The organism is Pantoea sp. R102, from assembly GCF_004916815.1.
Lineage (GTDB): Bacteria > Pseudomonadota > Gammaproteobacteria > Enterobacterales > Enterobacteriaceae > Pantoea > Pantoea dispersa.
The window spans coordinates 1-13289 of record NZ_SDFT01000036.1; the positions used below are offsets into that span (position 1 = coordinate 1).

Consider the following 13289-nt stretch of genomic DNA (forward strand, 5'->3'; position numbering starts at 1 on the left):
CAGTAATAGCGGTCTTCCACCCTCTCCCGCCCGCTGACGCGTGCGCCGACCAGCCACAGTAGCGCACCCACGAAAATACTGAACATCGCTCCATGCGCGAGGAACTGTGGCAGGTTGACCGACGGCAGCTGGTTAATGATGGAATAACCCACCCCGAGCACCATGGTTAACAAGCCGAGACACATCAAACCATTACCGACGGTGCGGCAGTGTTGACGTTTCATGATTCACCTCCATCCTTTTCAGCAACGCAGAAAACAGCACGTTTGGTTAACTGGCCATAAGTTTAGGCAATGGCTGGCGGTTAAGATGCGTACAGGATCACACATCCTTCACAATGTCTGACAAAACTTTACCGCCAGCGCCTTGATTTCGATAGAAATTGATTAGTCACCTTTGGTCATTAATCTGTCATTGCGCCCTTTGTCATCCCTGCCGGCAGGCAGTAAACTATCGCCCTTTCGCAGCGAGACAGGATAAACATCGTGAGCAGCATTAAACTGATTGTGGGGCTGGCCAATCCCGGCGCTGAATACGCGGCAACGCGCCATAACGCTGGCGCCTGGTATGTGGATTTACTTTGCTCGCGCCATAATCAGTCCCTCAAAGAGGAGCCGAAGTTTTTCGGCTACACCGCGCGCCTGTCGCTGGCCGGCGAGGATGTGCGCCTGTTGGTGCCCACTACCTTTATGAACCTGAGCGGCAAAGCGGTGGCGGCGATGGCAACGTTCTATCGCATTACGCCGGAAGAGATTCTGGTGGCACACGATGAAATGGACCTGCCGCCAGGCGTGGCGAAATTCAAACAGGGCGGCGGCCATGGCGGTCATAACGGCCTGAAAGACATCATCAGCAAGCTCGGTAATAACAACAATTTTCATCGCCTGCGCGTCGGTATCGGCCATCCGGGCGATCGTAACAAGGTCACCGGATTTGTGCTCGGCAAGGCACCGGCCAGCGAGCAGAAGCTGATTGACGAGGCGGTCGACGAAGCGGTGCGCTGCACCGAACTGTGGCTAAAAGAAGACAAGATCAAGGCGATGAACCGCCTGCACGCCTTCAAAGCCAGCTAAGCCAATTCCCGCGCCGCCGCAGGGAATTCTGTGTATAATGCGCGAAAATTTTTGAATCAGTCGGCGCTGTCTGCCAGCGCTGCACACTCAGTGAGAAAGGTAAGATCATGGGATTTAAATGCGGTATTGTGGGCCTGCCGAACGTCGGTAAATCCACCCTGTTCAACGCGCTGACCAAAGCGGGTATCGAAGCAGCCAACTTTCCGTTCTGCACCATCGAACCCAACACCGGCGTGGTGCCGATGCCTGACCTGCGCCTCGATCAGCTGAGCGAGATTGTTAAGCCACAGCGCGTGGTGCCAACCACCATGGAGTTCGTGGACATCGCCGGTCTGGTAAAAGGCGCGTCCAAAGGTGAAGGCCTGGGCAACCAGTTCCTGACCAACATCCGCGAAACTGAAGCCATCGGCCACGTAGTGCGCTGCTTTGAAAACGACAACATCATCCACGTCTCCGGTAAAGTAAACCCGGCGGAAGATATTGATGTCATCAACACCGAGCTGGCGCTGTCGGATCTCGACACCTGCGAACGAGCCATTCAGCGCTGCCAGAAGAAAGCCAAAGGCGGCGACAAAGATGCTAAGGCGGAACTGGCCGCGCTGGAGAAGTGCCTGCCGCATCTGGAAAACGCCGGTATGCTGCGCTCGCTGGCGCTGGACGCCGATGAGAAAGCGGCGATCCGCTATCTCAGCTTCCTGACGCTGAAGCCGACCATGTACATCGCCAACGTCAATGAAGACGGTTTCGAGAACAACCCGTATCTCGACCAGGTGCGCGCGATTGCTGAAGCCGAAGGCTCAGTGGTGGTGCCGGTCTGTGCGGCAGTGGAATCGGATATCGCCGAGCTGGAAGATGAAGAGCGCGACGAATTCATGGCCGAACTGGGCCTGGAAGAGCCGGGCCTCAACCGCGTGATCCGCGCCGGTTACGCCCTGCTCAACCTGCAGACTTACTTCACCGCAGGCGTGAAAGAAGTGCGTGCCTGGACCATCCCGGTTGGCGCCACCGCACCGCAGGCAGCCGGTAAAATCCACACCGACTTCGAAAAAGGCTTTATCCGCGCTCAGACCATCGCGTTCGAAGATTTCATCACATACAAAGGTGAACAAGGCGCGAAAGAAGCCGGCAAAATGCGTTCAGAAGGTAAAGAGTACATCGTGAAAGATGGCGATGTGATGAACTTCCTGTTTAACGTCTGATTGGCTTCCAGGGTGTCATGAGGTTCCACTTATCTCATGAACCCGGAAAAAATAAAATCCACGCAATAGCGTGGATTTTTTTATAGCTGAAGCCCTGTCGCCAGGCTAATTATCCGATCCGTTAGTGGCATACAGCGGCCATGACTCAAACAGATAGCCGTCGAAATCGATGTCGTCCACATCGGAGAACTCCAGCAGCAGCTGCTTGACGTTTTCCAGGTGCTGCCACATCGCCTGTTTCGCGGCGCGCGCGTCTTTCTTGATTAAGGCGGCGAGGATCTTTTTATGATCGTCGAGCCACTTTTTGCGGTAGTTGGTGTTGATCAGATGCCGGTGCAGCTGGCTCCACATCACGTTGTCTTCGCGCCACTGCCAGGATTGTTTGAACAGCTCCACCAGCATGCTGTTATGCGTGGCTTCGGCAATCGCCAGATGGAAATTACGATCGCCGTTTTCACTGTCGTTTACCGCGCCTGACGCCAGCTCACTCTCTTCCAGCGCCAGCGCCTGACGCATTTTGATAATGTCTTCGCGCGTCGCCTGTAACGCAGCGAATTCGGCGATATTACTCTCCAGCAGCTGGCGGGCCTGCAGCATCTCAAACGGACCGGCCGCATTGCAGGCGGTTTGCGCAGCGGCACGCGGTGCCGGCGTGTCGTTGATCACATAAATGCCTGCGCCACGCCGCACTTCAATCAACCCTTCCAGCTCCAGCATAATCAGCGCCTCACGCACCAGCGTGCGCGTGACGTTTAGCAGCATCGCCAGTTCACGCTCCGGCGGCAACCGCTCGCCAATTGCGTACTGTTTCTGCGTGATCATGTTGCGAAGCATCTCGCCCACTTCCTGATAGGGTCGCTGTGCTGAAGCTTGTGGTTTCATAACGCTCTTTTCTGCTGGTTCAGACATTAGGCCGCCAAATTTTCTACCCTGCACTATAACACAGGGCGTGATTTTCACCGTGGGTTAAGGCTGAAGTAGCGTCGGGCGTTATGGAAGCAGATATCCTGCAACATCGCGCCCAGCGCGGCTTCATCGTGCGGCACGATGCCGTCACGCACCCACTCGCCAAACAGATTGCACAGAATGCGGCGGAAGTATTCGTGCCGCGTATATGAGAGAAAACTCCGCGAATCAGTCAGCATGCCAACGAACTGGCTGAGCAGCCCCATCTGCGCCAGCTGCTCTAATTGCCGCAGCATCCCGTCACGCTGATCGTTGAACCACCAGCCAGAGCCGAACTGCATCTTGCCCGCCATCCCTGCGCCCTGAAAGTTACCCGCCATGGTAGCCAGCACTTCGTTGTCACGCGGATTGAGGCAGTAAAGAATGGTTTTTGGCAGCTGGTCATTGGTGTCCATCGCGTCCAGCAGGCGCGCCAGCGGCCAGGCAATAGGATGGTCGCCGATGGAGTCGAAACCGCTGTCCGGGCCGAGCTGACGGAACATGCGCGTGCTGTTATTGCGGATTGCACCGATGTGTAACTGCATCGCCCAGCCACGGCGGGCATACTCCGCGCCCAGCCACACCAGCACAGCGGTACTGAACTGCGCAATCTCCAGCTCGCTCAGCGCCATACCGCTGCGACGTCTGGCGAGAATGCCATCCAGCACGCTGTCGGCTGGCACCGCAGCATAGCGCAGCGTTTCAATGCCATGGTCGGCGGCGCGGCAGCCATGGGCGGAAAAGTGGTCCAGTCGGCGCAGTAACGCCACACGCAGCGCATCAAAGCTGTCGATACTGACATCTGCGGCGGCTTCCAGCCGGGTCAGGTAATCGGTGAATCCTTCCAGTTCAATCTTAAAAACCCGGTCCGGACGCCAGCTCGGTGCCACCTCAATATCAAAGCTGCTGTCTTCAGCTATCTGACGATGATACTGCAGGGAGTCAACCGGATCATCGGTGGTGCCCACCATGCGGACATTCATCTGGCGCATAATATCGCGCGCGGAAAATTCAGGGGTGGCCAGCTTCTCTGCACACTCATGCCAGATGCGCGGTGCGGTTTCCGGTCCAAACAGCGTGTCAGTGATGCCAAACGGCCGGCGCAGCTCCAGATGCGTCCAGTGATAGAGCGGATTGCCGAGCGTTTTCGGCACGGTCTGCGCCCAGGCGAGGTATTTATCGTAATCGCTGGTGGTGTTACCGGTGATCAATGATTCCTCTACGCCCGCCGCGCGCAGTGCGCGCCATTTGTAGTGATCGCCCTCCAGCCAGATTTGCCCGAGGTTGGCAAACTGCCGGTCTTCTGCAATCTCCTGCGGATTGAGGTGGCAGTGATAATCATAGATCGGCATCCCCGCCGCCACGTCGTGATACAGGCGACGCGCCACCTCGCTGTGCAACAGAAAATCGTCATCCATAAAACGCTTCATTTGGCCTCCGGATTGAGGGATGCAACCGCGGCTCTGGCACCCTGCTGGCACAGGCGGTCATAGGTGTGTTGCAGGGCGGCAACAAAGGCCGGATTGGCGGGTAAGTCGTCCGCGAAAATCTCGTTAATGCCCAGCAGCGCCTGCACGCGGGCGGGCCCTGAAGGGAACTGCTGATTAATCCGCTCAAACTTAGCGACCAGCGGGTCAGCCACCGGGTAGCGCTCGCCCTTTTCGTCTTCGCCGAGGATATAACGCATCCAGCCCGCGATGCCGAGCAGCAGATGCCGGCAGTCACTGCCGTGGTGCAGATGATAACGCAGCGAATCCAGCATGCGCTGTGGCAGTTTCTGACTGCCATCGCTGGCAATTTGCGCCGTGCGATGGCGCAGCGACGGATTACTGAAGCGCTCAAGCAGTTGATGTGCATATGCGTTCAGATCGCTGCCTGCCGGCATCGTCAGCGTGGCACGCTGTTCAGTCAGCATCAGCGACAGCGCGGCCTGACGGTAAGCGGGCAGCTGCATAGTATCAGCGATAGTTTCACAACCCCCAAGGTAGCCGAGATACGCCAGAAACGAGTGTGTGCCATTCAGCAGACGCAGTTTCATCAACTCGTAGGGGGCGACATCCGGAACAAATTGCGCACCAACGCGCTGCCAGTCGGGACGTCCCGCCACGAAGTTATCTTCGATCACCCACTGACGAAACGGCTCACAGGCGACACCGCAGGGATCGGCGATGCCCAGCAGCCCGGTAATCTCGCGCTGCGTCTCTTCCGTCACGGCCGGCACGATGCGGTCAACCATGGTGCAGGGAAACGTGACCTGTTGCTCAATCCATGCCGCCAGCGCCGCATCCTGCCGTTGTGCCAGACCGATGACCGCAGCCCGCGCGACGTGGCCGTTATCACGCAGATTGTCGCATGACAGCACGGTAAAAGGCGCTAACCCGGCTTCACGCCGCAAGCGCAGCGCCTCAACGATAAAGCCAATGGCGGATTTCGGCTGCCGGGGATGGGCCAGATCGTGCACGATCAGCGGATGGGTACTGTCCAGTTCCCCGGTTGCGCCATGAGTGCAATAGCCTTTTTCGGTTACCGTCAGCGAGACGATGGCGGTTTCCGCGCGGGCAAGCGCGTTAAGAATGCCGTCACAACCGTCCAGCGCCGGGTGCAGCGCTGAATGCACGGAACCAATGATTTTGACGTCATGACGCGTCGCGCCTTGCTCAGTGACGCTGTAGAGCAAATTCTGCGCGCGCAGTTGCTCCACCAGCTGTCTGCCGCTGGCCGACATCAGGTTGACCTCGCAAATGCCCCAGTCGCTGTCGCTTATCTCCAGCAGATGGTGCTGATAGAGCGCCTGATGCGCGCGATGAAACGCACCGCAGCCGATGTGCACGATGCGCGGCACCAGCCGCTGCTGCTGCCATGCGGGCCGCGCCACCTTAATGCTGGCGTCGGCAAGGTTGTGTTGCATGTGAACTCCTCAGTGTCCGGCGCGACTGCGCGTCCGCCGGGCAAGCGGTACAGGACGACCGGCGTCAGAAAAAGGCGCGGTGTATCGCCAGCTCAACGCCACGAATCTCAGCCAGACCTTTCAGCCGGCCAATCGCGGAATAACCCGGGTTAGTTTTCTTATGCAGATCGTCCAGCATCTGATGCCCGTGGTCGGGCCGCATCGGGATCAGGTCTTCCTGCCCCGCATTACGACGGCGCTGCTCCTCTTCGGCAATCGCTTTGATCACCGCAAACATATCGACATCACCGCCAAGGTGCGCGGCTTCGTGGAAAGTTTTGGGGTTGGCTTCACGCCGGGTTGAGCGCAGATGGGCAAAATAGATACGCGGCCCAAAACGTTTCACCATGCCGGCTAAATCATTTTCCGCCAGTACGCCGTACGAACCGGTACACATCGTGAAGCCGTTGGCCGGGCTGTCGATGGTGTCGATCATCCACTGCAGGTCGTCGGCATTGGAAACGATACGCGGCAGGCCGAGGATCGGGCGAGGCGGATCGTCAGGATGTACCGCCATGCGAATACCGACCTCTTCAGCGACCGGGATAATGCCGCGCAGAAACGTGGCGAAGTTTTCGCGCAGCCGGGCTTTGTCGATGCCGTCATAGCGTGCCAGCTGAGCACGGAACTGCGCCAGCGTGTAGCCCTCTTCCGCGCCAGGTAATCCGGCGATGATGTTACGCGTCAGCCGCAGCTTGTGCTCTTCGCTCATGCTGGCGAAGCGCGCAGCGGCCTGGGCTATCTCGTCAGCGCTGTAATCATTTTCTGCGCCCTGACGCTGCAGGATATGCAGCTCAAATACCGCGAATTCAATTTGATCGAAGCGCAGCGCTTTCGCGCCATCCGGCAGCTCGAACGCCAGATCGGTGCGCGTCCAGTCCAGAATCGGCATGAAGTTGTAGCACACGGTGTGGATGCCGCATTGCGCCAGATTGCGCAGCGACTGCTGATAGTTGCTGATCCACTTTTGGCACTGCCCGCTGCCGGTTTTGATCTCCTCATGGATCGGCACACTCTCCACCACCGACCAGACCAGCCCGGCCGCCTCAATCATCGCTTTGCGCTGCAAAATCTCCTCCACCGGCCACACCTCGCCGTTCGGGATGTGATGCAGGGCAGTCACAATGCCGGTAGCGCCCGCCTGTCGGGCATCGGCGAGTGAAACGGGATCGTCAGGGCCATACCAGCGCCAGGTCTGCTTCATGTCGTTTTCTCCTGCGGGCCTGAGCATCATCCTCAAAGCCCTTCCATTTTGGTTGACCAATTTTACAAGCAAAGCGCTTTCTGAGTCGTAAAAAGTGCCTGCACAGCGTCAAATTCGACTTTTCACCGGCAGAAGTCAACCTGATAAATGATTTTGGTTAACCAGATCACAAATACCGCATCAGGCTGGCGACCACCTGGCCTAACTGTGGTTCACTCCCGGCGGATGGTTAAAACAGGACGCATCACGCCACGCCCGGCAATCAAGGGCCAGGGGTTATGCGCTGGCCGGTATGGACTCCACCTCCGGCCAGGCAGTCACAGACGTTGCTCACACATGCTGTTAATAATGAATGGAGAATCCGATGAACCGCAGTTTGAATCCAGGGATTGCCGCAACCGGCACGAAACGCGTCATCCGTCATCTGCGCTGGTGGGTGCTGGTGCTGTTTCTGGCCGGCGTCACCGTCAACTACATTACCCGTAACTCGTTAGGCATTCTGGCACCCGAGCTGAAAACCAGTCTCGGCATCACCACAGAACAATATTCATGGATAGTCGGCGCTTTTCAGCTGGCTTATACCTTCTTTCAACCGATCTGCGGCTGGCTGATTGATGTCATTGGCCTCAAACTCGGCTTCTTGATCTGCGCCACCATCTGGGCGCTGGCCTGTCTGTTCCATGCCGGCGCCGCCAGCTGGTTGCACCTGGCCATCTTGCGCTTTGTCATGGGCGGAGCTGAAGCGGCCGCCACGCCGGCTAACGCCAAAGTGATTGGTGAATGGTTCCCGAAAAAAGAGCGTCCGATCGCGGCCGGCTGGGCCGGCGTCGGCTTCTCGATTGGCGCCATGCTGGCACCTCCCATCATCTACTTTGCCCACGCCTCGTTCGGCTGGCAGGGCGCATTCCTGTTTACCGGCTGTCTGGCTCTGGGCTGGGTGGTGCTGTGGTGGCTGTTGTATCGCGATCCGGAACGTAACCCGAATCTCAGCAGCGATGAACTGGCCTTTATTCGTCAGGATAATGAGCCACCGGCGGTCAAACTGCCGTTCTTTAAAGCCCTGAAAACCGTCTCAAGAAACAAGCGTTTTTACGGTATCGCCATTCCCGCTTTTATGGCTGAACCGGCATGGGGCGTGCTGAGCTTCTGGGTACCGCTCTATCTGGCAAAAGACCTGGGAATGGACCTGAAACAGATTGCCATGTTCGCCTGGCTGCCGTTCCTCGCGGCGGATCTCGGCAGTGCAGCCAGCGGCTACCTGACGCGCATCTATACCCGGCTGTTTGGCTTCAGGCAGGTAAATTCCGTTGTCGCCAGCTCGGTCACCGGCGCCTTTCTGATGCTGTCGCTGGCGCTGGTGGCGATGACCAAAGACCCCTACGTCGCGATTGCCCTGATCTCGATTGGCGGTTTTGGTCATCAGATCATCTCCTGCATGTTAAGTGCGCTGGTGGTGGAAAAATTTGATAAGGGCCAGATGGCCACGGTGAATGGCATGCGCGGCTCGTTTGCCTGGATCTCCAGCTTCCTGTTTTCGCTGGTGATTGGCGTGACGGCTGACAAAATCGGCTTTAACCCGCTGTTTGTCGCCATGGGCTTCTTTGACCTGATCGGTGCAGTCTTCCTGATTGCGTTTATTGCTGAGCGTCGTTCAGCGACCCAATGAAGTAGGTAATGATGAAAACCTTAAAAAACTGGTCCTTAGCCCATTCTGATCGTCACCATGTGGTGCTTAACGTCGATGGCAAACACCATCTGTGCCTGTACGTGCTGGAAAAAGGTCTGTTCCGCGTGGTGATCAAGCGCCACGGCAACTACAGTCTGGACCGCACCTGGAGCATTGCGCCGGAACAGGATGTTCCGTGGGAAGGGCGTCCGCGCGACAGCCTGGCCGGGTTTAGCCTGCCCGGCTTTACGCTGGAGGAAGAAGCCGATTGTCTGACTATTAGTACCGACACGCTGCGCGTGATGGTGCGTCAGCCACTGGCGCTGGAGTGGCAGTACCGTGATGCCGCAGGCGACTGGCAACTGCTGACCGGCGATCGCCCCACCAGCGCCTATCAGATCAACGCACACGGCGACGGCGTAGCGCACTATCAGCGCCGCATGGCGGACGACCGCTACTACGGTCTGGGCGAAAAAACCGGCGATCTGCAACGCAACGGCAAACGCTATGAGATGCGTAATCTGGATGCAATGGGCTACAACGCCTCCTCCACCGATCCGCTGTACAAACATGTGCCCTTTACCCTCACGCGGCGTAACGACGTCAGCTTTGGCCTGTTCTACGATAACCTCAGCACCAGCTGGTTCGATCTGGGTAACGAGCTGGATAACTATCACCAGCCGTATCGCCGCTGGCAGGCGGAGAGCGGCGATATCGATTACTACCTGTTTGTCGGTAAGCGGGTGCTGGATATTACCAAAACCTTCGTACGCCTGACCGGCAAAACGCTGTTCGGCCCCAAATGGAGTCTGGGCTACAGCGGCTCGACCATGCATTATACCGATGCGCCGGATGCGCAAAACCAGCTGATGAACTTTATTCGCCTGTGCGAAGAGCACGCTATTCCGTGCGACTCCTTCCAGCTCTCATCGGGTTATACCTCGATCAATAACAAGCGCTATGTGTTCAACTGGAACTACGACAAAGTGCCGCAGCCGGAAGCGATGAGTCAGGCGTTTCACGATGCCGGCCTGCGCCTGGCGGCCAACATCAAACCCTGCCTGCTGCAGGATCACCCGCGCTATGAAGAAGTCGCGGCTCAGGGACTGTTTATCCGCGATTCGGAAGAGGATGTGCCAGAGCGCTCGGTGTTCTGGGATGATGAAGGATCGCACCTCGATTTCACCCATCCGCAAACGGTGGCCTGGTGGCAGGAGAACGTCACCCGTCAGCTGCTGGAAAAAGGCATCGACGCCACCTGGAATGATAACAACGAGTATGAAGTCTGGGACGGCGAAGCGCGCTGTCACGGCTTCGGCACGCCGATTGCCATCAAGCATATTCGCCCGGTGATGCCGCTGCTGATGATGCGCGCCTCGATGGAAGCGCAACAGCGCTTTGCCCCCGAACAGCGACCGTTCCTGATTTCGCGCTCCGGCTGCGCCGGGATGCAGCGCTACGTGCAAACATGGAGCGGCGATAATCGCACCAACTGGACCTCGCTGCGCTACAACATTCGCATGGGCCTTGGCATGAGCCTGTCCGGCTTGTATAACGTCGGTCACGACGTCGGCGGCTTCTCGGGCGATAAACCCGACGCGGAGCTGTTTGTGCGCTGGGTGCAGAATGGCGTCATGCATCCGCGCTTCACCATTCATTCATGGAATGACGATCACACCGTGAATGAGCCGTGGATGTATCCTTCGGTCACGCCCGCGATTCGGGCGGCCATCGCGCTGCGCTATCGCCTGCTGCCGTATCTCTACACGCTGCTGTGGCAGGCGCATGCGGACGATGAACCGATGCTGCGCCCGACGTTCCTTGATCATGAACACGATGCCCAGACCTTTGCTGAGTGTGATGAATTCCTGCTCGGCCGCGATCTGCTGGTCGCCAGCGTGGTGGAACCCGGCCAGCGTGAACGCCGCCTGTGGCTGCCCGACAACCAGACAGGCTGGTATGATTTCGCCACGCAGCAGTGGTACAGCGGGGGTCAGTGGACCACCTTGCCTGCGCCCCTGGAAACGCAGCCGCTGCTGGTGCGCGCAGGTGCGGCACTGCCACTCAGCGAGCGTATTGCTCACGTCAACGCGGCCGCAGACGATCGTCGCACGCTGCAGCTTTATCCATTGCAGGGCAAAGGCGTTAGCCACGGCGAACTGTTCGAAGATGATGGCGAATCCTGGGGCTATCAGCAGGGCAATGCGCTGTGGCTGCAGTGGGAAATGCGCTGCGAAGCCACAGCCATTCACCTTACGTTGCGGCGCAAGGGTGATTATCAGCCGGCATGGCAAACGTTGCAGATTGCCCTGCCCGCCGGTGAACAGCGTGCGCTGTTTATCGATGGTGTCGCCGCAGGCGCTGCGTCAGCCGACGTGACGCTGGCGCAGATTTCCCGCAGCTGATAAAAGCAAGAGCGCACCGATGTCGGGTGCGCCTGATTACCTTCATCGCAGTCCGCTTTTCTCTCCCTCAGCAGCTTACACCACCACGATATCTGCCCGTTTTCTATCCCGACGTTATCCCGCTAATAAATCTATCCGGTTTAATACGCTTATTTCACCGCCCTGCTCACCCGATTAATCCTGGTCGCTTACTAATATAATAGCTGCGCTTAATGCAGGCATAAGCGTTTACTGCTGAGGCGATTGCGTAAAACATGACGACGCACTGGCTAAGCCATCGCAATGTTATGCCTCAACACGGAAACGCCGCGGTTTAAGCAATATTCAACTGTGGCGCGCTATTAGTCATTAAGACGACATTAACCGGGTAATTCCCGACTTCTCAAAGGGCCTCTGTGATGAAAAGATTGCTGTTACCGATGATAGCTTTACTTGCCAGCCACTCCACCCTTGCCGCCGACGGTCAAATCACGTTCGTCGGCGCGATTGTTGAACCCTCCTGTGATTATGCCGTGACGCGCAGCGTCTCGCTGAACTGCACGCGCGAAGGGATTAAAAAGAGCGAAACCCTGCAGGTTAATGGTGCCGCGCGTGAATTACCTTACGCGCTGGGCACCGCGCGCATTATCCGTGAGCGTGGTTTGACTTTTCTGCAGGTAGAATATAATTGATGGTTTTAAGTCTGATTTACTCAGCTGCTCATTATCCTAGTCATTATCACTGCCTGGCAAAGGAATGCTTTATAAAACAGTGTTTCTCTTAACCCATCCTGGCATTTCACTTCCAAAATAACAGACACCTGATTAATCTGGCATTCAACGCTTCAGTCTGCAGATATTTTTAACTGCACGATGATGGATATAAGATCATTTGCGACATCATGATTTTATATAAATATAGCGCCTGAACCAACAGGCCGGAAGCGCCCCGTCTGATGGCCGCGGCCGGGTATTCAGCTCGCGCGCCTGATAGCCCTTGCTACATTGACTTCTTTCGTGGCGCAGGTACATTTTACGCCATGAAAACCTTTCTGATTATTGTCCCGGACGGCGGCATGCTGTTCGAAGCGGCGGGTATCGCCGACATCCTCATGCACGCCAACCTGCACCTGCCGGTTGGCGTTGCTGGCGCACGCTATCGCATCAGCATTGCAACCACGCAGCCGCACCAGGTGATCCACGGCCAGTCCGGCCTCAATCTGCTCGCCGACCTCAAACTGGCTGAACTCGATCCGCGCGAACGCTGGGACACCATCATGATTACCGGCCGCGGTGATAACCCTGAAGAACGCAACATGGTGGTGGACTGGATTAAGCTGGCTGCCCCGCAGGCGCGCCGCGTGGTGTCGATTTGCGGGGCGGCAATGCTGCTGGCGGAGGCGGGATTGCTGGATGGCCGGCGCGCCACCAGCCACTGGCGTCTGCTGGACACGCTGCAGGCCAGCTATCCGCGCGTGCAGGTTGAAGGCGGCCCGCTGTATATCCAGGACGGCCCAATCTGGACCTCTGGCGGCGTCAGCTCCGGCTTCGATCTGACACTGGCGCTGGTAGAGGAAGATTTTGGTTTCAGCGTGGCGCGCGACATCGCGCAGGATATGGTGATGTATCTGCGTCGTCCCGGCGGCCAGATGCAGTTCAGCCGCTTTCACCTGCAGTCCGTCAGCGAGTCGGGGCCGATTGCTCAGCTGCAGAGCTGGATCGCCGCCCATCTGGCGGAAGACCTGTCGGTGGAGAAACTGGCGGCCCAGGTGGCGATGAGCCCGCGTAACTTTACCCGCGTGTTCAGCCGCGAAACCGGCGTTTCACCGGCGCGCTATGTGGCAGAAGCGCGGCTGAACACGCGGGTAAAGT

General features: G+C 57.7%; 11 protein-coding genes. 6 read left to right on the forward strand and 5 right to left on the reverse strand.

The window, feature by feature from the left end:
• The coding region (gene ychH, locus ERD80_RS04500; RefSeq protein ID WP_136545897.1) for a stress-induced protein YchH at positions 1–224 on the reverse strand (224 nt) is incomplete at its 3' end.
• 261 nt (positions 225–485) lie between these two features.
• Between ychH and pth the strand changes: the two genes are divergently transcribed.
• Together pth and ychF are read left to right on the forward strand one after the other, a co-directional pair.
• Positions 486–1073, forward strand: a complete 588-nt coding sequence (gene pth, locus ERD80_RS04505; protein ID WP_021509932.1) for an aminoacyl-tRNA hydrolase — start codon at positions 486–488, stop codon at positions 1071–1073.
• 107 nt (positions 1074–1180) lie between these two features.
• Positions 1181–2272, forward strand: a complete 1092-nt coding sequence (gene ychF / locus ERD80_RS04510; RefSeq protein ID WP_021509931.1) for a redox-regulated ATPase YchF — start codon at positions 1181–1183, stop codon at positions 2270–2272.
• 105 nt (positions 2273–2377) lie between these two features.
• Here ychF and uxuR read toward each other — a convergent pair whose 3' ends face one another.
• The 4 genes from uxuR to uxuA all read right to left on the reverse strand — a co-directional run bounded on the left by uxuR (position 2378) and on the right by uxuA (position 7368).
• A complete protein-coding gene (gene uxuR, locus ERD80_RS04515; protein ID WP_088517798.1) occupies positions 2378–3154 on the reverse strand; it encodes a Uxu operon transcriptional regulator in 777 nt (258 codons plus the stop codon).
• 74 nt (positions 3155–3228) lie between these two features.
• Entirely contained in the window at positions 3229–4647 is a 1419-nt protein-coding gene (gene uxaC / locus ERD80_RS04520; protein WP_136545899.1) for a glucuronate isomerase, read from the reverse strand.
• Entirely contained in the window at positions 4644–6125 is a 1482-nt protein-coding gene (locus tag ERD80_RS04525; RefSeq protein WP_058774556.1) for a fructuronate reductase, read from the reverse strand. The genes uxaC and ERD80_RS04525 overlap by 4 nt, the downstream gene beginning before the upstream one ends.
• A 64-nt stretch (positions 6126–6189) precedes the next feature.
• The gene (gene uxuA, locus ERD80_RS04530; protein WP_127834229.1) at positions 6190–7368 is read right to left on the reverse strand and encodes a mannonate dehydratase; all 1179 of its coding nucleotides are present in this window, start codon (positions 7366–7368) and stop codon (positions 6190–6192) included.
• A gap of 364 nt (positions 7369–7732) precedes the next feature.
• Here uxuA and ERD80_RS04535 point away from each other — a divergent pair, with 364 nt between their 5' ends.
• The 4 genes from ERD80_RS04535 to ERD80_RS04550 all read left to right on the forward strand — a co-directional run.
• Positions 7733–9034: an MFS transporter gene (locus ERD80_RS04535; RefSeq protein WP_058771183.1), complete on the forward strand. Its 1302-nt coding sequence runs from the start codon at positions 7733–7735 to the stop codon at positions 9032–9034.
• An 11-nt stretch (positions 9035–9045) separates the two neighbouring features.
• A complete protein-coding gene (locus tag ERD80_RS04540) occupies positions 9046–11439 on the forward strand; it encodes a glycoside hydrolase family 31 protein (protein WP_136545905.1) in 2394 nt (797 codons plus the stop codon).
• A 419-nt stretch (positions 11440–11858) separates the two neighbouring features.
• Complete coding sequence (locus tag ERD80_RS04545; protein WP_136545901.1) at positions 11859–12110, forward strand: hypothetical protein; 252 nt, start codon at positions 11859–11861, stop codon at positions 12108–12110.
• A 347-nt stretch (positions 12111–12457) separates the two neighbouring features.
• Positions 12458–13289, forward strand: an 832-nt coding sequence (locus ERD80_RS04550; protein ID WP_136545903.1) for an AraC family transcriptional regulator, incomplete at its 3' end; no start/stop codon positions are given.